Annotated in this window: 26 protein-coding genes; 5 read left to right on the plus strand and 21 right to left on the minus strand. The window is 43.8% G+C overall.

Annotated elements, in window-relative coordinates; all coding sequences use genetic code 11:
• Window positions 1-17 precede the first annotated feature (17 nt).
• The 15 genes from AC1U9Z_RS02225 to ylxM all read right to left on the minus strand — a co-directional run bounded on the left by AC1U9Z_RS02225 (window position 18) and on the right by ylxM (window position 9,646).
• On the minus strand, window positions 18-1,112 hold the full coding sequence (locus tag AC1U9Z_RS02225; RefSeq protein ID WP_479955655.1) for an NADH-quinone oxidoreductase subunit D: 1,095 nt from the start codon (window positions 1,110-1,112) through the stop codon (window positions 18-20).
• A gap of 29 nt (window positions 1,113-1,141) precedes the next feature.
• The gene (locus AC1U9Z_RS02230) at window positions 1,142-1,585 is read right to left on the minus strand and encodes an NADH-quinone oxidoreductase subunit C (protein ID WP_479955550.1); all 444 of its coding nucleotides are present in this window, start codon (window positions 1,583-1,585) and stop codon (window positions 1,142-1,144) included.
• Window positions 1,563-2,159 (minus strand): NADH-quinone oxidoreductase subunit B, encoded by a 597-nt coding sequence (locus AC1U9Z_RS02235; RefSeq protein WP_479955551.1) that lies wholly within the window; start codon window positions 2,157-2,159, stop codon window positions 1,563-1,565. The genes AC1U9Z_RS02230 and AC1U9Z_RS02235 overlap by 23 nt, the downstream gene beginning before the upstream one ends.
• Window positions 2,150-2,503 carry an NADH-quinone oxidoreductase subunit A gene (locus AC1U9Z_RS02240; protein WP_479955552.1) on the minus strand — a complete coding sequence of 118 codons (354 nt, stop codon included), beginning with the start codon at window positions 2,501-2,503 and terminating at the stop codon, window positions 2,150-2,152. The genes AC1U9Z_RS02235 and AC1U9Z_RS02240 overlap by 10 nt, the downstream gene beginning before the upstream one ends.
• A gap of 340 nt (window positions 2,504-2,843) precedes the next feature.
• Complete coding sequence (locus AC1U9Z_RS02245) at window positions 2,844-3,497, minus strand: ribonuclease HII (RefSeq protein ID WP_479955553.1); 654 nt, start codon at window positions 3,495-3,497, stop codon at window positions 2,844-2,846.
• A gap of 77 nt (window positions 3,498-3,574) precedes the next feature.
• The gene (gene ylqF, locus AC1U9Z_RS02250; RefSeq protein WP_479955554.1) at window positions 3,575-4,429 is read right to left on the minus strand and encodes a ribosome biogenesis GTPase YlqF; all 855 of its coding nucleotides are present in this window, start codon (window positions 4,427-4,429) and stop codon (window positions 3,575-3,577) included.
• Between the two features lie 78 nt (window positions 4,430-4,507).
• The gene (gene lepB / locus AC1U9Z_RS02255; protein ID WP_333530339.1) at window positions 4,508-5,065 is read right to left on the minus strand and encodes a signal peptidase I; all 558 of its coding nucleotides are present in this window, start codon (window positions 5,063-5,065) and stop codon (window positions 4,508-4,510) included.
• A gap of 93 nt (window positions 5,066-5,158) precedes the next feature.
• Complete coding sequence (gene rplS, locus AC1U9Z_RS02260; RefSeq protein WP_333530338.1) at window positions 5,159-5,506, minus strand: 50S ribosomal protein L19; 348 nt, start codon at window positions 5,504-5,506, stop codon at window positions 5,159-5,161.
• Between the two features lie 113 nt (window positions 5,507-5,619).
• A complete protein-coding gene (gene trmD / locus AC1U9Z_RS02265) occupies window positions 5,620-6,384 on the minus strand; it encodes a tRNA (guanosine(37)-N1)-methyltransferase TrmD (RefSeq protein WP_479955555.1) in 765 nt (254 codons plus the stop codon).
• A 14-nt stretch (window positions 6,385-6,398) separates the two neighbouring features.
• The gene (gene rimM / locus AC1U9Z_RS02270) at window positions 6,399-6,908 is read right to left on the minus strand and encodes a ribosome maturation factor RimM (RefSeq protein ID WP_479955556.1); all 510 of its coding nucleotides are present in this window, start codon (window positions 6,906-6,908) and stop codon (window positions 6,399-6,401) included.
• 3 nt (window positions 6,909-6,911) lie between these two features.
• Window positions 6,912-7,325: a YlqD family protein gene (locus AC1U9Z_RS02275; protein WP_479955557.1), complete on the minus strand. Its 414-nt coding sequence runs from the start codon at window positions 7,323-7,325 to the stop codon at window positions 6,912-6,914.
• Window positions 7,326-7,376: 51 nt separating this feature from the next.
• A complete protein-coding gene (locus AC1U9Z_RS02280; RefSeq protein WP_011878377.1) occupies window positions 7,377-7,604 on the minus strand; it encodes a KH domain-containing protein in 228 nt (75 codons plus the stop codon).
• Window positions 7,605-7,628: 24 nt separating this feature from the next.
• A complete protein-coding gene (rpsP, locus tag AC1U9Z_RS02285; RefSeq protein ID WP_333530334.1) occupies window positions 7,629-7,898 on the minus strand; it encodes a 30S ribosomal protein S16 in 270 nt (89 codons plus the stop codon).
• Window positions 7,899-7,933: 35 nt separating this feature from the next.
• Window positions 7,934-9,274, minus strand: a complete 1,341-nt coding sequence (gene ffh, locus AC1U9Z_RS02290) for a signal recognition particle protein (protein ID WP_479955558.1) — start codon at window positions 9,272-9,274, stop codon at window positions 7,934-7,936.
• A gap of 18 nt (window positions 9,275-9,292) precedes the next feature.
• The gene (ylxM, locus tag AC1U9Z_RS02295; RefSeq protein ID WP_479955559.1) at window positions 9,293-9,646 is read right to left on the minus strand and encodes a YlxM family DNA-binding protein; all 354 of its coding nucleotides are present in this window, start codon (window positions 9,644-9,646) and stop codon (window positions 9,293-9,295) included.
• A 203-nt stretch (window positions 9,647-9,849) separates the two neighbouring features.
• Here ylxM and AC1U9Z_RS02300 point away from each other — a divergent pair, with 203 nt between their 5' ends.
• Together AC1U9Z_RS02300 and AC1U9Z_RS02305 are read left to right on the plus strand one after the other, a co-directional pair.
• Window positions 9,850-11,274 (plus strand): aspartate aminotransferase family protein, encoded by a 1,425-nt coding sequence (locus AC1U9Z_RS02300; protein ID WP_479955560.1) that lies wholly within the window; start codon window positions 9,850-9,852, stop codon window positions 11,272-11,274.
• 260 nt (window positions 11,275-11,534) lie between these two features.
• Window positions 11,535-12,707, plus strand: a complete 1,173-nt coding sequence (locus tag AC1U9Z_RS02305; protein WP_479955561.1) for an AlbA family DNA-binding domain-containing protein — start codon at window positions 11,535-11,537, stop codon at window positions 12,705-12,707.
• 82 nt (window positions 12,708-12,789) lie between these two features.
• On the opposite strand, the gene AC1U9Z_RS02310 is transcribed toward AC1U9Z_RS02305, so the two are convergent.
• The 5 genes from AC1U9Z_RS02310 to mtnP are packed head-to-tail and all read right to left on the minus strand — an operon-like array spanning window position 12,790 to window position 17,905.
• Entirely contained in the window at window positions 12,790-14,091 is a 1,302-nt protein-coding gene (locus tag AC1U9Z_RS02310) for an amidohydrolase (RefSeq protein ID WP_479955562.1), read from the minus strand.
• Window positions 14,092-14,134: 43 nt separating this feature from the next.
• The gene (locus AC1U9Z_RS02315; protein WP_479955563.1) at window positions 14,135-14,794 is read right to left on the minus strand and encodes a class II aldolase/adducin family protein; all 660 of its coding nucleotides are present in this window, start codon (window positions 14,792-14,794) and stop codon (window positions 14,135-14,137) included.
• A gap of 12 nt (window positions 14,795-14,806) precedes the next feature.
• Window positions 14,807-16,063: an adenosylhomocysteinase gene (locus tag AC1U9Z_RS02320; RefSeq protein ID WP_479955564.1), complete on the minus strand. Its 1,257-nt coding sequence runs from the start codon at window positions 16,061-16,063 to the stop codon at window positions 14,807-14,809.
• 1 nt (window position 16,064) lies between these two features.
• Window positions 16,065-17,108 carry an S-methyl-5-thioribose-1-phosphate isomerase gene (gene mtnA / locus AC1U9Z_RS02325; protein ID WP_479955565.1) on the minus strand — a complete coding sequence of 348 codons (1,044 nt, stop codon included), beginning with the start codon at window positions 17,106-17,108 and terminating at the stop codon, window positions 16,065-16,067.
• A gap of 5 nt (window positions 17,109-17,113) precedes the next feature.
• The gene (gene mtnP, locus AC1U9Z_RS02330) at window positions 17,114-17,905 is read right to left on the minus strand and encodes an S-methyl-5'-thioadenosine phosphorylase (protein WP_479955566.1); all 792 of its coding nucleotides are present in this window, start codon (window positions 17,903-17,905) and stop codon (window positions 17,114-17,116) included.
• A 553-nt stretch (window positions 17,906-18,458) separates the two neighbouring features.
• Here mtnP and AC1U9Z_RS02335 point away from each other — a divergent pair.
• The 3 genes from AC1U9Z_RS02335 to AC1U9Z_RS02345 are packed head-to-tail and all read left to right on the plus strand — an operon-like array spanning window position 18,459 to window position 21,104.
• The gene (locus AC1U9Z_RS02335; protein ID WP_479955567.1) at window positions 18,459-18,917 is read left to right on the plus strand and encodes a helix-turn-helix transcriptional regulator; all 459 of its coding nucleotides are present in this window, start codon (window positions 18,459-18,461) and stop codon (window positions 18,915-18,917) included.
• 2 nt (window positions 18,918-18,919) lie between these two features.
• Entirely contained in the window at window positions 18,920-20,191 is a 1,272-nt protein-coding gene (locus AC1U9Z_RS02340; protein WP_479955568.1) for a coproporphyrinogen-III oxidase family protein, read from the plus strand.
• 10 nt (window positions 20,192-20,201) lie between these two features.
• Entirely contained in the window at window positions 20,202-21,104 is a 903-nt protein-coding gene (locus AC1U9Z_RS02345; protein ID WP_479955569.1) for a radical SAM protein, read from the plus strand.
• 136 nt (window positions 21,105-21,240) lie between these two features.
• Here the strand turns inward: AC1U9Z_RS02345 and AC1U9Z_RS02350 are convergent, their stop codons facing one another.
• On the minus strand, window positions 21,241-21,441 hold the full coding sequence (locus AC1U9Z_RS02350; protein ID WP_479955570.1) for a DUF1540 domain-containing protein: 201 nt from the start codon (window positions 21,439-21,441) through the stop codon (window positions 21,241-21,243).
• Between the last annotated feature and the right edge of the window lie 52 nt (window positions 21,442-21,493).

Below are 21,493 nucleotides of genomic sequence, written 5' to 3' on the forward strand. Positions count from 1 at the left end.
GCCTCACTCCCCACAATCTAAGCATCAACGTCACCTAGAACGATATCTATACTACCTAAAATAGATATCACATCCGCAATTTTCCAACCCTTCACCATCTCGTCCAAATAGCCTAAGTTTATAAAAGACGGCCGGCGAAAATGAACTCGATAAGGTTTGGTACTGCCATCACTTACAACATAGGTACCCATTATCCCTTTGGAGCTTTCTATTTCTGCATAGGCTTCTCCGGCAGCTGGTTTTATCACTTTGGCAACCTTCCCCTTAATGGGTCCTTCTGGTAGCTGATTTAAAGCCTGTTGGATAATTTTAGCCGACTGCTCTATCTCCAGTAACCGAACATAATAGCGTTCAAAGCAATCCCCTCTAGTTCCTACGATAACATCAAAGTCAAAACGATCGTAAATACCATAGGGTCTGACCTTCCTAAGATCATGATTGACCCCGGAAGCCCTTAAAACTGGCCCAGATAAACTCATCTCGATGGCTTTTTCCGCTGTCAGAATAGCAATATTTTTTGTTCTTGCCTGAAAAATCTCATTGCCGGTAATTAATGTGTGATATTGATCAAGGGCTGCGGGTATTTTGTCAAGAAACTTTTGACAACCTTCTAGGAAACCATCAGGAATATCCGCAGACACACCACCGATTCTCATATAACTGGGGGTAAGCCGTGCACCACAGATCATCTCAAATAGATCCATAATATCCTCCCGATCACGGAAGGTGTAAATAAAACCTGTCAATGCCCCCATATCACCTGAATAGGCACCTGTGGCCAGAAGATGACTGGCTATCCTTGCCAGTTCCCCCACAATTACCCTGATATACTCAGCCCTTTCAGGCACTTCAACATCCATTAACTTTTCCACTGCGTGACAATAGCCCCAGTTTTGTAGCATACCAGCTAAATAATCTAAGCGATCGGTATAGGGTATAACCTGTGTATAGGTTCTGGCCTCTGCTAATTTTTCAATACCCCTGTGCAAATATCCCGGAACGGGTACAGCCTTCACCACAGTTTCACCGTCTAAGGTTAGCACAATCCTAAAAACACCATGGGTACTGGGGTGCTGGGGCCCTAAATTTAGCATAAATTCTTCGGTTCTCATGGACAAAGTGTATCACCTCTCATTCCGGTCTAATCACGTCCGCCTTCCCACTCATAATCCTTGCGGAGGGGATGTCCTTCCCATTCATCATCCAATAATATTCTTCTTAAATCCGGATGATCTGTAAAGGTAATTCCCAACAGATCGTAAACTTCCCTTTCCTGCCAAATGGCTCCGCCCCAGATGGGAACCATGGAAGGCACCTTGGGGTCTTGCCTGTCAATTTTGGTTTTTATATGAAGCATATCTGGCTGTCCTATTATACAAAGGTTATATACTACCTCGAAATATTCCATGTAGTCTGCAGCAGTTAAATTGGTTAGGTAATTAAAGCCATGGTTATTTTTTAGGTCATTCATAAAGGCCACCAGTACATCCGTCGGCACCGTAAGATAACCTTTTTCCGACACCTCTATGGCAGGATATTTCTTATTAAGTTCTTCAATTATTTCAGTCAGTGGTTTCACGGCCACGTTTCACCACCTCAGGATTATTTATTTTCTCTTTTAATTTCAATAATGCATGGATAAGTGCATCCGGTCTGGGCGCACATCCTGGCAAATATACATCAACGGGAATGAGATGATCTACCCCGGGAACCACACTGTAAGAGTCCACAAAGGGTCCGCCGGAAATGGCACAGCTGCCCATGGCGACAACATATTTAGGCTCTGCCATTTGTTCATATAACCGCACCACAAAGGGTGCCGCCTTTTTGGTTACAGTACCACAGACAATCATTACATCAGCTTGGCGAGGGGTATTCCGCATAACCTCATAGCCAAATCTAGCTAAGTCAAACCTGGACATATTGGCAGCCATCAAACCTTCGATGGCACAGCAGGCCAAGCCAAAACCCAGGGGCCAGAGTGAATTTGATCTAGCTAGGTTCAACATTTTCTCCAAGGGACCAACAGATACTAAACGAGATAATTCTCCAACCACCGCTGGTTCCGCCCCTAGCTTTTTCAATCTTCTAACGGTTTCCTCACGCATTTCATCATTAACTTCCGGATTGGTAACTTTTTCTTGATCCTTTATTTCCACTCAAGGGCACCTTCCTTCCAGGCATACCAAAGTCCCAAAACTAGAATAAAGATGAAAATAAACATTTTAATAAGTCCTTGTAAGCCCAATTCTTCAAAACCTACGGCCCAGGGATAAAGATAAATTACTTCCACATCAAAAATAACAAACATTATTGCATAGGTGAAATACTGGGTCTTAAATCTTATCCATGTGGCACCCTCAGTGGGTAAGCCGCACTCGTAGGTCTCTAGCTTATATTTGTTTTTACTGCGGGGGTGAATGAGAAAACTGGTTAATATACCACCGGCTCCAAAAACAATACCTACGACAATAAATAAAGCCACTCCTACCCAATCTGACATATTATATCCTCTCCTTTCCTTAAAAATAAGGTTGATAATTAAGACTTACTGCAACAACCCAAAAAATAGCAATAGGGCACTATCAATTATGATGCAATATTCAAGCCAACTATAATAATTGTGTTACCTGATTTCTATACGAAATAAACCCAAGGTTTATCATGTCCCAATTTTTTAATAACAAACTGCCATGTTGACTCTGTAACATTATGTAACAACAATCGACCGTTTATCTGTATCGATTTGGAACACAGTTGTATTCGTATGTTAGATTTTGTCGAACTATTCTGATGTAGCTAAATTATCCTAATATTTTGTATTTTTAATGTATTAAGTTTACTTATTTTACTATAAATAGCTCCTGTTGTTCAACCGTCGCCTTAGCGACAATTTTCTTGATAAAGGTCCGGCGATGAATCGGTGTGGGGCCCTTTGCCAACAATGCCTCTACATGAAATTTGGTACAATAACCCTTATGCTTGGCAATGCCGTAACCAGGATATAGCTGATCCCACAATAAACATTGCCTGTCCCGATGCACCTTCGCTAAAATTGAGGCTGCGGCGATGCCGTGGGATAATGCATCACCGTGAATTATTTTTTCCTGTGGAGTATCCAGGTCAATGGTTTCCCCATCAATTAACAAATACTCCGGTTGTACCCTTTTATCCTTTTTATCCCTTAGGTTTTCCACCGCTCTTTTCATGGCCAACCTACTGGCCTGACGAATATTGATTTGATCAATTAGCTGATGATCAACCTCGCCTATACCTACGGCAATGGCTTCGTTATAAATAACATTATATAGGTTTTCTCTTTTTTTACTAGTAAGTTTTTTAGAATCATTTACTCCTTCAATCAACAAACCAATTGGTAATATCACCGCAGCAGCAACTACATTGCCCAAAAGCGGCCCCCGGCCAGCCTCATCGCAAAAACCAACCAAGGTCATTCCTTGCTGCCAGAGTTTTTCTTCTAATGCCAAAGAAACCATGCTAATCTACCTCTCATAAAATAATTCCCACTGGATTACTTCGATCCCAGGGGAACTATTCCTGCCTTATGGTCCTTTTACACCGGAGGTAAATCAAGAGTATGACGCCCAAGAAGTCCTTCCCGAAATTCTTTTAAAACAAGTTGAGCCGCCTTCAACTCATCCACCACGCCACCCGACACCAACATGCCTCTTTTGGCCCCAATGGCTGTCAATAGCACCGGTGTTTCCGGGCTGAGTTCCGTTAATTTATATCTTTCTTTTAATTTGTTCGGGTCATGTTCCAATAACCACTGCAATAGTTTTAGTGCTACCTCATAAATATCAATTACCTGTTCTTTGATTGCTCCGGTCACGGCCAACTTGAAGCCAACCTGTGGGTCTTCAAATTTCGGCCATAATATACCAGGAGTATCCAATAAATCCAGGGAACCCTCTGTCCGAATCCACTGTTGTCCCTTGGTAACACCAGGCAGGTCACCCGTCTTGGTGACTCTTCTACCCACGATACGATTGATAAAGGTAGATTTGCCCACATTGGGAATTCCCAGTACCATGCAGCGAATGGCCCTGGGCCTGCGTCCCTTGGCTGCCAGCTTAGCCATTTGCTCAGCTACCAAGGCAGCGGCTGCCCGGGGCACTTCTTTAAGCCCCTCTCCTTTAAGGGTATCCAAGGCAACTGCTTTAATGTGGGGTTTTTCTAAGGCTCTCAACCAAAGTTTAGTCAGGTTGGGATCAGCCAAATCACTTTTATTTAAAATAACTAACCTTGGTTTCTGATCTAATATCTGATCGATCATGGGATTACTGCTGCTAACTGGAACACGGGCATCCAGCAGTTCAAAGGCTACATCCACCAACTTTAAAGCCTCTTGTACTTGACGTTTGGCCTTTGCCATATGCCCCGGAAACCATTGTATTTGATTTTCCACTGAAAACCCTCCATAAAATAAAAGCTTCCGTAAGAGTTTACCCAAAAATAGCCTCTACGAAAGCTTAAAGTTTGAAACTTATTTAGCTAAACTAATCCGATTCATGGGCCAGTAAATAACTTCAGCCTTACCAACAATTAATTCCTTATCCAAGAAACCCCAAACCCGACTGTCATCACTGTTATTTCGATTATCACCCATCATAAAGTAGTGGCCTTCAGGAACCTTTTCGGGTCCATAATCCTGAAATCCAAGCCCCTTAGGTAAGTAGTTCTCTGGCACAGGCTGATTATTTATATATAAAACACTGTTTTTTATTTCGATTGTTTCGCCTTCTTTAGCGATTAGCCTTTTTACAAAGTTCCTACTGGGGTCCAGGGGAAATTTAAAGACAATGATATCGCCCCGCTGAGGCTCTTTTAAATGATAGGTGACTTTGCTGACAATGATCCGATCACCGATCATTAGATTAGGCTCCATGGAACCAGAAGGAATGTAAAAGGGTTCTAGTATAAAAAGACGTATCACAGCAGCTAATAAAACCGCTATGACAATAGACTCAAACATCTCACGAAGGGCCGATTTTTGGGGTTTGGTTGCATTTTGTTCTTCTTTCTGAGGATCCAACTGCTTCATGGTCATAACCTCCCCAAAGGCTTAGAAAACTTGTCTGACACCTTACTTTAAAGGGCATGCCAAAAAGGGGACTGGTTTTCAGTCCCCTTTAGTTTAGCGAGTGTTAAGCTCCTTAATACGGGCTTTCTTCCCACGCAGGGCACGTAAGTAGTACAGTTTGGCCCTACGCACTTTACCGCGACGAAGCACTTGAATGCTGTCAATTTTGGGGGAGTGCAAAGGGATAGTTCTCTCTACACCAACGCCGTAGGATACACGACGAACGGTAAAGGTTTCACTCAAACCACCGCCACGACGACGAATACACACACCTTCAAAGGCCTGAATACGTTCGCGGTTTCCTTCTTTAACCTTGTAGTTAACCTTCAGGGTATCACCCGGTCTGAAAGACGGAATTTCTTTTTTGAGCTGCTCTTGTTCTAAAGATTGAATGAGGTTCATTTGCTTGACCCCCTTCCTCGCCTAGACGTTCTTACCTTCCCAAAGGCAGCGGACCGCCCGTAATTAACCAACATGAAAAATTATATCATATCCTGCCTTAGTGGGCAAGATTTCTATTTATTCTTTTCCAGTTTTAAGGTTTGCAAAAGCTGCTGCAATTCAAGCAAAACCTTTTTATCTTCCTTGGTTAATGCTGTTTCCCGTAAAAGTTCGGGTCGTCGTTCCAGGGTCCTTAGGAGAGACTGTCGTCTTCTCCATTTACGAATATTCTCATGGTGACCGGACAATAGAATCTCTGGCACTTCATAGCCCCTGTAGACCCTGGGCTTGGTATAGTGGGGGTGCTCCAGTAAGCCATGGTAAAAGGAGTCTTCCTCGGCACTGGCCGTCTCACCCAATACCCCCGGAATCATTCTGGCTAGGGCATCCACAACCACCATAGCTGGCAATTCACCGCCGGTTAGTACATAATCACCGATGGATATTTCGTCGGTTACCAATACTTCCCGTACCCTTTCATCGATACCCTCATAGTGCCCACAGACAATAACTAAGTTTTCTTCCTTCGCCAGTTCCTTGGCATACGCCTGGCTAAAGGGCTCCCCCTGAGGGCACATCATAACCACCCGGCCCACTTGTCCGCCATTCTTTTCCTTTAAAAAATCAAAGCATTCAAATAAGGGCTCCGGTCCCATGACCATGCCGGCACCACCGCCACAAGGTGTATCATCCACCGTATGATGTTTATTGCGCGAAAAATCTCGTATATTGATGGTATTAATCTGAAGAAGTTTTTTTTCCTGAGCCCGTTTAAGAATACTGTGATTAAAGGGGCTCTGAAACATCTCGGGAAAAAGAGTAAGAATATCAATTCTCATGGAACTCACCTTATTTATATTAGTCCATCCGGTAAAACAACTTCCATTTTACCACTATTAACGTCAATGCTCTTAACCACAGACTTGATGGCCGGAATTAATATTTCTTTGCCTTGGTCATTTTTTACCACATACACATCATTGGCTCTGGTTTGTAATACCTGAGTTATATTCCCTAATTCCTGATTACTCTGGTCATATACCCTCAGTCCAATAATTTGAAAGATGTAATAATTGCCCTCCGGTAAGGGAATCAATTCCTCGGGGGTAATTTGCAGCAAGCCACCCTTGAGTTTTTCAGCTTCTGTCATATCCGGGATTTCCACAAATTTGATAATAATGAATTGTTTATGCTCCCAGGCTCTTTCGATGGTGTAATCCTTTCTCTGATCCCGGAGCAATACAGACACCCTCGAATTTTTCACAAAGCGCTCAGGAAAATCGGTAGTGGGAATAACCCGCACTTCCCCCTTGACACCCTGCGTATTAACAATTTCTCCAACTTTAATGTAATCTTGGGACATGGCCTATTCCTCCGGACTTAGAGCTCGTATTTCCGCAACTTTACCATCTTGAAGTACAATTTCTGCATTCATTAATTGGTTCCAATCATCTCCCACGCGAACCTGAACAAAACTTTCTACCTTCCCCTGCAGCACTTCCATACCATTTTCCAATTTACCAACTTCTTTTATTTTATCCAAAAGCTTTAGCCTGGTATCCTTTCGCTTTTGCCTTTCCTGCTCTAGCTGAGCCAAAGGAATTTCCACCGCACTGGGGTTTTTCTTTGCTATTTCATTTAATTTCCGGGACTGAAGCTCCAATTGCTGTAATTCTAATTCTAGCTTTACCACCGTTTGTTGAAGTTCCAAAACCAAAGTCCTTTTATACTGGTCTGTGATGCGAACCTTTACCATAACAGGGCGAGTAATGGTTAACAATGAATTGACCCCCTATATGCGAGCAAAGGAGGCTTTGATAAGCCCCCTTTGTTAAACAATCTCAACGACTACTTTTTTACGCTGCTTGGTTGCCGCAGCCTTTACCACCGAACGAATGGCCCGGGCAATGCGTCCTTGTTTACCAATGACCTTCCCCATATCCTCAGGGGCTACCCGTAACTCAATAACCACAGATCTTTCCTTTTCCACCATGGTTACCTCTACCTTGTCCGGTTGATCTACCAGGGCTTTGGCAAGAATTTCTACAAGTTCTTTCACAGTTCTGGACCTCCCCTGGAAACCTTAGGCCTCATTGGACTTGGCCCGACCTGGGATAATACCGGCTTTAACGAACAGTGACTTAGCAGTATCAGAAAGCTGAGCGCCTTTCTTAAGCCAATCTTGGGCTTTTGCTTCGTCGATTTTTACGTCAGCGGGTTTCTTGACGGGATCGTAATACCCAATCTCCTCAATAAAACGGCCATCCCGTGGAGAACGGGAGTCAGCAACCACTATACGGTAAAAGGGATTTTTCTTAGCCCCCATACGTTTTAGACGAATTTTAACAGCCATCTTGTATTTCACCTCCTTAAATAGGTTTCAATTATTTATTGTAAGAAAGGTAATTTCATTTTTCCCTTCTTGCCACCTTTCGTCATGTTGGATAATTGCTTCATCATTTTTCTGGTTTGTTCAAATTGCTTTAATAATTGGTTGATGTCCTGTACCCTGGTGCCACTGCCCCGGGCAATCCGTTTTTTACGGCTGCCATCGATCTTTTCAGGATGTTGACGTTCCCAGGCGGTCATGGAGTAGATAATTGCCTCCACCTGGGCAAGTTCTTTACCATCCAATTGCTGGTCCTTAAGCTGCTTGGTTAATTTGCCCATACCAGGAATCATACCTAAAACCTGTTCCAATGGTCCAAGCTTTTTAACCTGCTGCATCTGCTCTAAAAAATCCTCCAGGTTGAAATCTGCCTGACGAATCTTTTTATTTAATTTAGCGGCTTGTTCAGCATCAAAATTTGCCTGGGCCTTTTCAATGAGAGTTAATACATCTCCCATCCCTAGAATACGGTCGGCCATACGGTCTGGATGAAAAGGCTCTAAGGCATCTAATTTTTCTCCCATACCAGCAAATTTAATGGGGGTACCTGTTACTTTGCGAACTGAAAGTGCGGCCCCGCCTCTGGCATCACCGTCCAGCTTGGTCATGATGATGCCATCTAAACCAAGTTTTTCGTTAAAACTGTCCGCTACATTGACGGCTTCTTGCCCGGTCATGGCATCCACAACCAGCATGATTTCATGGGGCTTTACCGAGGATTTAATATTGGCCAGCTCATCCATTAATTCCTCATTAATGTGCAGACGCCCGGCTGTATCGATAATGACTAAATCCCTGCCTGTACTGTTGGCCTGTTCCACCGCAGATTGAGCTATTTTAACAGGATTTTCTTGACCCATGGAGAATACAGGAATATTTAACTGATCTCCCAATACCTGAAGCTGTTTAATCGCCGCGGGACGGTAAATATCCCCGGCAACCAGCAGTGGACGACGTCCCTGCTTGCTTAAAAGCTTTGCCAATTTACCCGCTGTCGTGGTTTTACCAGCACCTTGTAAGCCCACCAACATAATAATGGTAGGTGCCTTGGGAGATATATTAATTTTAGCCTGGGTACCACCCAGGAGCTCCGTTAATTCATCTTTAACGATCTTAATAACCTGTTGGGCCGGACTAAGACTATCTAAAACATCCTGACCAATGGCTCTTTCCTTTACCTGGGCAACAAATTCTTTGACAACCTTAAAGTTAACATCTGCCTCCAGAAGAGCCATCCTTACTTCACGCATGGCCTGGTTTACATCATCTTCGGTAAGGCGCCCTTTACCCTTTAACGATTTGAAGATTTCATCCAGACGTTCACCTAAACCCTTAAACACTCAGACGCCTCCTTTGCATTAAAGCTCTTGACGGTTATTTAGTATTTCTTGTAATATGCTTTTAGATTTATGCAGCCCTTTAATATCCTGACCGGATTCAAATCGATTAATTAAATTTATTGCTTCTGCCAGGGACTGATCCTCTTGACCGAATTTTTTAACCAGGCTAAGTTTTTCTTCATAGTTGGTCAAAGTTTGCTCGGCTCTTTTTAACGTATCGTGAACAGCTTGCCTTGTTACATCAAATTGCTCGGCAATTTCTCCCAAGGATAAATCATCACCATAGTACAATTCAATGAAGTTTTGCTGTCTTTCTGTTAATAAACTACCATAAAAATCATAGAGCAGATTTATCTTATGAAACTTCTTCAAAGCTTAGTCCCCCTTTCACCAAGTGAGTATAAAGGACTTTTACTTTACAGATATATTTTACTGAAGTGAACCACCCCTGTCAAGGGAAAAGATTTGACTGCCCCAGTAATTATATAAAGTTGGTATTTGTTAGAGTGGAAAACATAGTTTATTATTAACTAATGGCTAACAATGAATGACGATTAAAGAAGGAGGTGTTCGTCTTGTCCCATCACCACTGCTCCGGTGGTTGTACTTCGCAAATTACCCTTGAAGAAGCCTTAACCATGGGCCGGGATAAGGTTAAAGAATTGCACACCCACTATTTAAATGCCAGCCTGGTGACCCTGTTAAGCCTGATTAACTTTGATACCCCCTTTGTCTCAGCCCAGGGTGTATCCGTATTGGATGAACAAGGTCAGGAGTATTTGGACTTTTTAGGTGCCTATGGTGCCTTAAATCTGGGACATAATCATCCTGACATTTTGGCGGCTTTGCAACAGGTTCAAACCAGGCCAAATTTACTTCAATCCTCGCTTAGTGCCGTTTCAGCCGCGCTGGCCCATAATTTATCCCACCTGGCACCTGGCAGCCTACAGCGTAGTTTTTTCTGCAATAGTGGGGCTGAAGCAGTAGAAGGTGCTTTAAAGTTAGCTAGAATCGCCACCGGCCGAACGAAGTTTATCTATTGTCATAATTCCTTTCATGGCAAAAGCTTTGGTGCCTTATCGGTAACTGGCAGAGAAAAATACCAGATTCCTTTCCGACCTCTTCTTTCCCCTGCGGAAGGGGTTCCCTTTGGTGATTTAGAGGCATTGCAGGCTAAATTAAAACAGGAGGATGTTGCCGCCTTTATTGTGGAACCAATTCAGGGTGAAGGAGGCATTATTGAACCACCTAAGGGTTATTTAGCCAGTGCTAAGAAGCTGTGCAGCCGCTATGGGTCCCTTTTCATTGCCGATGAAGTTCAGACAGGCATGGGCCGCACTGGCACCTTTTTCGCCTGCACAGCAGAGGATGTGGAGCCAGACATTCTATGCTTGGCCAAGTCCCTTGGCGGTGGTGTAATGCCCATGGGTGCCTATTTAACCACGGATAAGATTTGGCGCCAGGCTTACGGAACGATGGAAAAAGCCCTGCTCCATACCTCTACCTTTGGGGGTAATACAGTAGCTTGTGCTGCGGCACTGAAAACGATTGAATTAATCCTCAACCAAAACCTGTGCCAGGAAACCAAGGAAAAGGGGTCATATCTGATTAGCCAATTAAACAACCTCAAGAAAAAATACCCCTTGTTAAAGGATGTTCGCGGCAGAGGTTTAATGGTTGGTTTGGAATTTCAACAACCAGAAAAAAACGCCGGCAAATTCTCACTGAAATTTACCATGAACGTTGTTAATAAATTAGCCCAAGAATATATGGGCAGCCTAGTGGCCGGGGAATTATTTAATAAACACAGGATTATCACTGCCTACACCCTAAATAATCCCAATGTCATTCGTATAGAACCACCTTTAGTCGTAACCTATGAGCAGCTTGATCGTCTGCTTGCTGCCTTAGAAAGTGTTTTAGCAAACCACACAGGCTTTTTAAGCATGGTCGGATCGGGTACCAAAAGTATCATTAGCAGAATGGGCAAAATTAAATAACCGCTAACGTAACAAGGCTACATTTAGCTATCAGCTTTTATGCATGCTTGCTCAGGGGTTTTTGGGGCAAAATGCTTTTGTCATCCTTCGCTATCGCTCAGGATGACAAAGCACCAACTAATGCCCAGCATAATAGCATGCACAAAAGGCACAGTGGCCCCATTGCCCACGGTCAAAAAGCTGATGGCTGATGGCTGTTTTTTGCCACAAACAGTACAAAAAGTGGTAACCTATTGTTAAAAGGCCAACTGGAGGTACTTATGATTAACCCCTTTGGTAAACCCATTGAACAGTTGGAAGAACAAGACCTCAATAAGTTAATCGAGGCAGAAACTTCCGAGGGACTTTATGTTGAGTATAAAGAAGATTTTCCCACACATCTAGCCAAAATTGTTGCCAGCTTTGCCAATACCTTTGGTGGTTGGATCATTATTGGTGCCGATGCACGTAATCCAAGGAACGTTCCAACCTCTTTTCCCGGTATTGAAATAAACAATGATCCTAAGGATCGCTTTAGAAATATCTGCCGGGATACAATTATGCCAGTTCCTTTATTTGAATCGAAGCTAATCCTTAAATCCTCTAATCCTAACAGAGGTATTTTAGTTGTGCGCATTCCTGAGAGTAGCTACCCACCCCACATTATCCGGGATGGTCGGATCTATCGTAGAAATATGGAAGGCTCCGACCCGGTGCGGGAAACAGACCGTCATATACTTGATCGCTTGTTTGAAAAGAGCCGACTCAATAAAACCGAAGTTAAGGCATTTATCAACCGTAAACTCCAAAAAAGCAGTGGGCAAGAGGTGTTATTTAAAATCATGTGCTGCCCAGTTCCTCTTAATTTAAAACTTATCGAACCCTTTTTTGTACCGGAACGGATATCTCGTTTTAAAAAGATGGCCCGCAATATTTGGAAGGGCACCCTGCCTAAGAATATTCGTTTTGAACCGGAGGGCTTTGCCTTTGAGGGAGAACAACAGCGTTTAGAAATTCTGCGTTCGGGTGTAGTCTTTTATTACACCCCGATACCGACTCAGCTAAAAAGCATTGACCGGGAATCAGAACCAAGACAGCTAGAGTTTTTAAATTATCAGGCTCTACAGATTGCCCTGCTCAGAACAATTAAATTAACCCGGGAAGTTTACCGCTTTAGCGGCTATATGGGTTTATTTGTCATCAAGGTGGCCATGGAAAACATTGATGGCAAAGGCTTGGACGACCCAAAATTTTTAAGTTTTTATAAAACCTTCCCCGACCCTCGCTGTAATTATACGGATGTCATTTTACCCTACGGCTTCAATCCCAGGGAGGCACGAACCATGGAAAACCCACGCCAGGTAGCCGATCGCCTGTTGGGCTATATCTACCGCTGCTTCGGCTTTGAGGCACTGGATACCCATTCCCTTACCCGGTCAGGGTTGGCTCGATAGCTTTGTTTAGGATGTCTAACAGCTAATAGCAAAAAAGGAAGTGAGCGGGTTCTCACTTCCATCCTGTTTGGGGCTGGTAATTCTATTTTCCAGCTAAACGTGCTGCCCTTTCCCTAACTTCGTACATCACCCTATCTTCGTCAATGGTCAAGACAACCCGATCCAGCATAACAACTTTACCATCTATTACAACGGTTCTGACATCCGATGCGTTTGCAGCATAGGCAATATTTGCCACAAGATTATGCTGTGGACACATGTGGGGTTCCTGAGTGTCTAATAAGATTACGTCGCCCCTCATACCTTCCTTGATTAGACCAACCCGATCTCCTAGGCCCATACACAAGGCACCGTCAATGGTAGCCATTTGAAGAGCCCGATAGGCTGGTATTACTTCTGGATTCATGGTGCTGACCTTTTGCAGATAGGAACCAGCCCTTAATTCCTCCAGCATATCCAGGTTGTTATTACTGGCCGTACCGTCTGTACCAATCCCCACCGTTGCACCCAATTCAAGCAACCTGGCCACAGGTGCTATGCCACTGGCCAGTTTCATATTGCTCTGAGGATTATAAGCTATTCCCATGGCCTTTTGGGCTAAAATACCCATTTCCTCGTCATCCAAATGAACACAATGGGCAGCCAGCACGGGAAATTTAAATAGCCCCAGGTGGTCCAGGTGTTTTACCGGTGTCCTACCATACTGCTTTTTAATGTCTGCTACCTCTGTTAAAGTTTCAGCTACATGGATGTTAATACCCAGCTTATACTTGGCAGCTAAATTCATAACTTTTTCCAAATAATCCGGCGGACAGGTATAAGGGGCATGGGGACCCAGCATGACCGTAATGCGACCGTCTGCTTTCCCGTTCCAATTCCTGGCTAACTCCTCTGCATCAAGCAAGGCTTTACCGGCAGTGGGTGTAACACCAATCATGCCGCGAGATAACATGGCTCTCATGCCTGTTTCCTCCACTGCTCTGGCCACATGATGCATACTATCGTACATGTCGCCAAAGCAGGTGGTACCGGACTTTATCATTTCCAGACAAGCCAACATGGCCCCCCAGTAAATATCTTCACCGGTCATTTTTGCCTCAAAGGGCCATATCTTTTCCGACAGCCAAGTCATCAAGGGAAGATCATCGGCATAGCCTCTCAGTAAGGTCATGGAAGCGTGGGTATGACAATTAATAAAACCAGGCATCGCTACCTGCCCATCGGCTTCAATAATCTCGTCCATATCAAAGGAGCCGGATGCTGAGCCAGGTAAACCCACGTGGGTGATCCAGCCATCCTCAATTAATATTTCTCCGGTCTCAATAATGGCATCTGGACCTTCCATTGTTAGAATTGTCGCCCCGCGGATAAGTAGTCTACTCACAATTCATCTCTCCTAAAACTGCTCCCCTTTAGAGGGGTGCTATCTATTTTTGAGGCTGACCATAAGAGCTACGATACATCCTGCTCAGCATCGATACATCATGTTCAGGTAAAATCACAGGTTTTCCCAGGGCCCTAGCCCAGGCATAGACCCTTGCACACTTTTCAACCACCTGACAGACTGTAAAAGCCTCTTCAACCCTTCGACCAACACCCACCAGGCCATGATTGGCCATCAACACGGCATAGCGGTTTTCTAAAGCTGCGACCACGTGTTGAGCCAATTCAGTTGTTCCCGGCAAGGCATAGTCAGCCACCTGCACAGGACCGCCAACTAACATAGCGGCATCCTCCACCACTGGTTCAATAGGTTCCCTTAAAACACTAAAGGCGGTTGCCACTTCACTGTGGGTATGTACTATCCCCGCTACATCTTCTCTATTTCGATAAATTGCCAGGTGCAAGGGTGCCTCACTGGATGGCTTGCGACTTCCCTCGATTACTTGCCCAGTGAGATCCAGCAGCACCATATCAGAGGGTTGCATCGCAGCATAATCCATGCCACTGGGAGTTATCACCACTAAACCTTCTCCCTTCATGCAACAGGAGATATTTCCCCAGGTACCGGCAACCAGTCCAGACTCCAACATTTTTTTGCCCAGCCTCGCCACTGTCTGTTTTACTTGCTCAATATCCTTCTTCATCTATCTTCCCGCCTAGGTTGCATGATTCCATTCATTAATATAAGCCTCTTGTTCCGGGGTAAGTATATCAATGGTTACGCCCAGAGATTTTAGTTTTAGATTTGCCACCCGATCATCAATTTCTTTAGGAACAACATATACTTCATTGGACAAATCCTTAGCTTTTTCTAAAACATAGCGGGCGCTTAGGGCTTGCAGGGCAAAGGACATATCCATGATCTCTGCTGGGTGTCCATCACCAGCAGCCAGGTTTACCAGACGCCCTTCTGCTAATAGATATATTTTACGACCATCCGCCATGGTAAACTCTTCAATATCTTTCCTGACAATGCGGCGTGAGGTGGCCAGAGACATTAAATCGAGTTTGTTAACCTCAACATCAAAATGGCCGGCATTACAAAGAATAGCCCCATCTTTCATCAGTTGATAGTGTTTGGCAGTAAATATATCCTTGCAGCCAGTGACGGTAATAAAAATATCCCCCAGTTTAGCAGCTTCCATACTGTTCATGGGGTGAAAACCATCCATATAGGCCTCAATGGCCTTGACGGGATCTACCTCGGTTACGATGACCTTAGCCCCCATACCCTTGGCCCGCATGGCAATACCCTTGCCACACCAACCATAGCCTGCCACCACCACTGTTTTGCCGGCAATAATCAGGTTTGTGGTCCTCATAATACCAGACCAGACAGACTCCCCGGTGCCATATCGATTGTCAAAAAGATACTTGCAATAAGCATCATTTACCGCAATCATGGGAAATTTTAATTGGCCCTGCTTAGCCAGTGAACGCAGGCGCAATACGCCGGTGGTTGTTTCTTCACAACCGCCAATAATCCGGGCAGCAGCCTCTGTTCTCTTGGTATGAAGCAGTTGAACAACGTCACCACCATCATCAATAACAATGTCCGGCTGGTCATCAATTAAATGCAGCAGGTGATCAAAGTATTCCTCTTCCGTGGCATTGTACCAGGAATACACGTTAATTCCAGCCACTGCCAGGGCAGCAGCAACATCATCCTGGGTGGATAAAGGGTTGGAACCGGCAATGGATACCTTGGCTCCACCGGCCTTTAATACCTCGGCCAAATAGGCAGTCTTGGCCTCCAGGTGAATACATACAGCCACCCGATAACCCTTAAATGGTTGCTCCCTTTCAAATTGGGAGCGAATTTCATTTAATACCGGCATATGTTGACTAACCCAGTCAATCTTTAACCTGCCCGAAGGAGCTAGGTTAATATCTCTTACGATGTATTCTGGCATACTAGACCTCCTGCCTTTTACATATTTTAGCTAGGTTCTCTTGGTAGGGTGGCAAAATAACACCCTTCTCGGTAATGATCGCTTGCACCAATGGGTTTGGTGTGACATCAAAGGCAGGATTCCATACCTGTACCCCATCCGGGGCCATGGGCTGCCCGCCATGATGCGTAACTTCTTTAGCATCCCTTTCCTCAATGGGAATTTCTTCACCCGAAGCAAGACTCATATCAATGGTTGACAAGGGTGCCGCCACATAAAAGGGTATCTTATGATGATTGGCCAAAACCGCCACGCCGTAGGTTCCAATCTTGTTGGCCACGTCTCCATTGGCAGTAATCCTGTCAGCCCCCACCACCACACAGTCAATCATTTTTTTCGACATCAAATAGCCGGCCATATTATCCGTAATCAGGGTAACCGGAATACCTTCCTGTACCATTTCCCAGGAAGTTAGTCTGGCACCTTGCAACAATGGCCTGGTTTCATCGGCATAAACACTGACCTTTTTACCCTTTTCATGGGCAGCTCGGATTACCCCCAGGGCCGTGCCATAGCCAGCCGTTGCTAAAGCACCGGCGTTGCAATGGGTAAGTACCCTGGCTTCTTCGGGCAATAACTCCTGGCCATATGCTCCCATCCTTCGATTGCTTTCCACGTCCTCATTATAGATGGCATGGGCTTCTTCCAACATGATTTTTTTTAGTTCCAAAGTGTCCTGCTCTGGGGCAGTATTTAGCCTCATTAACATCCTATCCAGAGCCCAACGAAGATTTACCGCTGTTGGTCTGGTGGCACCTAGTTCCCCGGCAATGGCTTCCAGCTTTTCTAAAAATGTCTTTCGATCATTCGCTTCAACCTGTTGGGCACCAACTACTAACCCATAGGCCGCCGCAGCCCCAATGGCCGGTGCCCCGCGAACGGATAAACATTTAATGGCTTCTCCCACCGTACGATAATCATTGCATGCAATATACTCCATGGTGCCGGGTAATTTAGTCTGATCCAGTAACTTTAGTTGGTTATTCTGCCAAATAATTGCGTTCATGCAAATCACTCCTTCGTCAGCTTTTCCAATGCCTCCTGGCACAGACAACCCCTTTCGGCATCGATTAAGCTGATTGCTTTCATGGCAAGTTTTCTAAGGTTTCCAGCGTTTTCAGCCATTACATCCAATACTTCTTGATGGGTTAACTTAGTTGGCGAGATCCCTGCGGCATAGTTTGTTACCATCGAAATATTGGCGTAACACATCTCCTTCTCCCGAGCCAAAACAACCTCGGGCACACTGGTCATCCCCACCAGGTCGCCACCTAGAAGTTTAAACATATTTATTTCTGCAGGAGTTTCAAAGCGGGGTCCTTCAGAGGTAACATAGGTCCCATACTGGTGATACGTTAAGCTTAACTCTTCTGCTGCAGATGATAATACCTTACGTAATTCCGGGCAGTAGGGATCTGTCATATCAATATGAACAACGCCTTGCTTGCCGCCCTCAAAAAAAGTGTTTTGACGCACTTTGGTAAAATCTAGGAACTGATCTGAAAAGACAAAATGGCCCGGTGCCATATTCCGGTTTAAAGAACCCACTGCTGCTGTGGCAAAAATACTCTTAACACCCAGTTCCTTAAGGGCAGCAATGTTAGCCCGATAGTTTACCAAATGTGGAGGTACAGAATGACCTGCTCCATGTCTATTTAAAAAAGCAACGGATTTACCTTGATAGTCCCCTATTTTCAGGCCAACTTCCCCGTAGGGGGTGACTACTTTCTCATTTCTAATATTATCTAAAATATTAGGATCGTAAACCCCCGTTCCACCAATTATCGCAATCCGAACGCTCATAATGACTCTCCTTTCACTATATTCTTAATGATTAGAATGGTATATACAAACTTGAAATATTCTCCTTGCTGGATATGCTTTCCTCCAATTCTAATTGATTTTTCAAGTATGGTCAACAAATCAGCCGTCCGCCTTTGGCAGGGCATTCCTTTAGGGCCGGCTGTTAGCTCTTAGCCCTTAGCATCCCGAAGATAAGGCCTTGGGCCTTTGGGCTTTAAAAACCACTATCTATGTCATCCTGAATGATAGCGAAGGATCTTCCCTTCATTTAGAAAGGTTAGCCCCATCTACCCATCGAAAAACAGATACCGACTAGCCATCTGTGCGAGGCCATCCTTTACACTGGTCTCAGTCTAATCCCTTGCACCTCTGCTAATTAGATCCTTGCATTTCTCCATGCGTGCCCTCCTTAGCATCCTGTTTAAGCAGGACCACTGTATCCAGTATAAGGTATGGCTGGTGCATTGCTAAATCTTTTTGGTTTAAAATTCCATTTACATATGTTAATAAAAAGTGTAAAATTACACTAAAATTGAAAATAAGGGTGGTGCTTTTGAATAGAACCGAATTTATTACAATTATTGATAACAAACTTAGGCTGATCCGTAATGAGAAAGACTTCACCCAGGATAAAATGGCCGAAATTATCGGTGTATCAAAAAAGACTTTGGTCCAAATAGAAAAGGGCCGGTCTAGTTTAGGTTGGACTGGTGCGGTGGCAGTGGCTGTATTATTTAAGGATAGTGACATTATCCAAATGGCCTTAGGGGGAAACCCCCACGATTTAGTACTTTCCCTTGCTTTTAATAGCTATGAAGATAATTATGAACCTACTCTGGGCGGTAAAATTTGGTGGAAGCATACAGAGCAAAGAGGTAATTATATCGTTCAGCAAAACATCATCAGCCAACATTATCGAATTTTGGACCAGCAAGACAGACGCGTCTGTTCCTCCTTTGATCTTGCGTACATCCAAAAAAGATTAACAGAATTATGTGAAAGGGAGGGGTAAGCTTGATTACCGACCTGTTTCGAAGAATCATCGGAAAGAAAGATAAATTTTTATTCAAAGGCTATCAAGAAAAGATGGTTGATTTTAACACAATCGATCATGAAACGGGCATCTATATTCATATCCCCTTCTGCCAAACCCTTTGTCCTTACTGTCCTTATAATAAGGTACTCTATGATCGGAACAAGGCTCTGGCCTACAAAGAGGCCCTACTCCAAGAACTAATGCTCTATCAAGAGCATCTCAGCAATAAAAACATCGCCTCCGTCTATATTGGAGGTGGTACGCCAAGCCTTTTGTTATCTGAACTCCGAGAAATTCTTGCATTCATCCGGGATAACTATCATTTTCAAGGGGATATTGGTATAGAGATTCACCCGCATGATGCCAGTGAGGCATTATTTAGGGAACTCGAAAGGCTGGGAATTAATTTAATCAGCTTGGGTGTTCAAACTTTTAACGATCAAATACTCAAACAGTTGGGGAGAAACTATCGTTCTCACGACATTGACCAGATGCTATCCATGGTTAACCATTTCCATTTTAAATGTGTAGATGTTGATATGATGACAAATCTACCAGGGCAAACCATGGAGGATATTACATACGACTTGCAAAGGGTTTACTCTTATAAAATAGACCAACTTTCCATCTATCCTCTCATCCTTTTCCCCCTAACTAACCTGGGCAAACAAATAAAGCAAAAAGGCTTACGCCGGTTTACTGAAATTCAGGAAGGTAAAATACTCAACCTCATCGATACCATCTCGCAGGAACATGGTTATGAAAGGAGTTCTGTCTGGACTTACGGTAAAGATCAGCATAACCGATATACCTCGGTAACCAGAGAAAGTTTTATCGGTTTGGGGGCTGGGGCTACCTCTCTGTTCGGAAACTATTTTTACCTCAATACCTTCCATGTAGATGAATATATCCGGGCTCTCCAGCAAAAAAGAATGCCCATTAACTTGGTTAATACCATGAACAAGAGAGAAAAAATGATCTTCTGGATCTTTTGGCGCTGCTACGACGGGGTTATCGATACCCAGCGGTTCCAGCAGCTATTTGACGAAAATATCGAAAAGGAATTCAGACTTCTTTTGGGCCTGCTCAAATTATTTAGATTATGCAGCAAACAAGGTTCTAACTATTTACTAACTGATTGGGGACGGTTTGCCTACCATTATGTAGAAAAACAGTACTCCCTTTATTATTTAAACCACTTATGGGCGGAGTCCATGCAACAACCCTGGATTGAGGAAATAAAGCTATGAGGACAGCCAAATGAAAACAAGACACTTTCTATCCCTTGCTCTCTTTGGGCTTCGTACCATTTTGTTTAAACGGCGGCAGCCGATCTTGGGAACGATCATCTTAACAGACTCCTGCAATTTACATTGCAAGCACTGTGCCGTTAACAACATTACCGGCCAAATGCTTTCCTATCAAGAAGCGAGGAAAGAAATGATCAATTTTTATCAAGAGGGCCTTCGGATTCTCTTTTTCTGCGGCGGTGAAACGCTTCTTTGGCAGGAGGCGGGAAAAACCGTCCGGGATTTAATTAGGGAAGCAAAGGAAATGGGTTTCTACCTGGTCAATATTGTTACCAACGGGACCATCGACTTAAATATCCCCGAAGCGGATGTTATTTTTCTAAGCCTGGATGGAACACAGCAAGCTCATAATTCGATTCGGGGGGATACTTATGATCTGATTCTGCAGAATTTGCAAAAAACAGATCATTGCAATATCTGCATCTACATGGCCATTAACAAATTAAATTATCACGACATTGAAAACCTATGTAAACTAGCCAAAAAACATCCCAAAATAAATTCTATATCCTTTAACTTTCACACGCCCTATCAAGGTACCGAATTTTTAAGTTTAAGCCATGCAGAAAAACAAATCGCGGTTACTGCCATAAAAAGCATGCTGAAAGATAAGCTGCCCATTTTCAATTTACCCAGTGCTCTTGATGCTTATTTAAAAAATGAATGGTCAAGGCCCTGCTACCAGTGTATCGTATCTGAAAACAAGCAAAGATACCTCTGTGGCAGATGTGTGGAAATAGCTGGCCTCTGCCATGAGTGTGGCTATCTATTTGCAGTAGAATTTTCTCTGCTCTGTAAGGGCAAGATAAGAACCATCTTGGAGATGTTAAAAACATATCTCAAATTTGTTTAGCTCTGGTGCAGCTAAAGCTATTTTATTTTTCTACATATATTTTACCAGTTATTTCTTAATAGAAATTAAGAAACCGCCTAAAACCTTTTGTTTTAGACGGTTTGCTTGACTATGTTTTCACATAGCCCCCTTTTATTTAGCCATTAGTATTTTTGAAAGTTTGGCAACAGGTATCATCAACACTGTTGGCAGGTGTGTGGGAAAGACTGTGTAGGTCGGCATTCGGTTTAATGCCGCCGCCCTGACCGTCATTTTGTACAATAATCTGTTGTGCTGAGCATATGTTTCCTTCTGAGTGATATTTGCAGTTAGAAACAGTGCATGCTACATCTGGCATAGATAATCCCTCCTTTATTATTTCAAGGATAGGATTCTCTCATTATTAATAA

The sequence above is a fragment of the Desulfotomaculum sp. genome, from assembly GCF_982386235.1.

Bases quoted from the DNA above. Each gene is read 5' to 3' on its own strand.
- AC1U9Z_RS02315 (WP_479955563.1), bottom strand. From the start codon at position 14,794: ATGAAGAAGGATATTGAGCAAGTAAAACAGACAGTGGCGAGGCTGGGC.
- AC1U9Z_RS02345 (WP_479955569.1), top strand. From the start codon at position 20,202: ATGAAAACAAGACACTTTCTATCCCTTGCTCTCTTTGGGCTTCGTACC.
- rplS (WP_333530338.1), bottom strand. From the start codon at position 5,506: ATGAACCTCATTCAATCTTTAGAACAAGAGCAGCTCAAAAAAGAAATT.
- rimM (WP_479955556.1), bottom strand. From the start codon at position 6,908: ATGTCCCAAGATTACATTAAAGTTGGAGAAATTGTTAATACGCAGGGT.
- rpsP (WP_333530334.1), bottom strand. From the start codon at position 7,898: ATGGCTGTTAAAATTCGTCTAAAACGTATGGGGGCTAAGAAAAATCCC.
- trmD (WP_479955555.1), bottom strand. From the start codon at position 6,384: ATGAGAATTGATATTCTTACTCTTTTTCCCGAGATGTTTCAGAGCCCC.
- AC1U9Z_RS02350 (WP_479955570.1), bottom strand. From the start codon at position 21,441: ATGCCAGATGTAGCATGCACTGTTTCTAACTGCAAATATCACTCAGAA.
- AC1U9Z_RS02225 (WP_479955655.1), bottom strand. From the start codon at position 1,112: ATGAGAACCGAAGAATTTATGCTAAATTTAGGGCCCCAGCACCCCAGT.
- mtnP (WP_479955566.1), bottom strand. From the start codon at position 17,905: ATGAGCGTTCGGATTGCGATAATTGGTGGAACGGGGGTTTACGATCCT.
- lepB (WP_333530339.1), bottom strand. From the start codon at position 5,065: ATGAAGCAGTTGGATCCTCAGAAAGAAGAACAAAATGCAACCAAACCC.
- AC1U9Z_RS02320 (WP_479955564.1), bottom strand. From the start codon at position 16,063: ATGCCAGAATACATCGTAAGAGATATTAACCTAGCTCCTTCGGGCAGG.
- AC1U9Z_RS02240 (WP_479955552.1), bottom strand. From the start codon at position 2,503: ATGTCAGATTGGGTAGGAGTGGCTTTATTTATTGTCGTAGGTATTGTT.
- AC1U9Z_RS02245 (WP_479955553.1), bottom strand. From the start codon at position 3,497: ATGGTTTCTTTGGCATTAGAAGAAAAACTCTGGCAGCAAGGAATGACC.
- mtnA (WP_479955565.1), bottom strand. From the start codon at position 17,108: ATGAACGCAATTATTTGGCAGAATAACCAACTAAAGTTACTGGATCAG.
- AC1U9Z_RS02305 (WP_479955561.1), top strand. From the start codon at position 11,535: ATGATTAACCCCTTTGGTAAACCCATTGAACAGTTGGAAGAACAAGAC.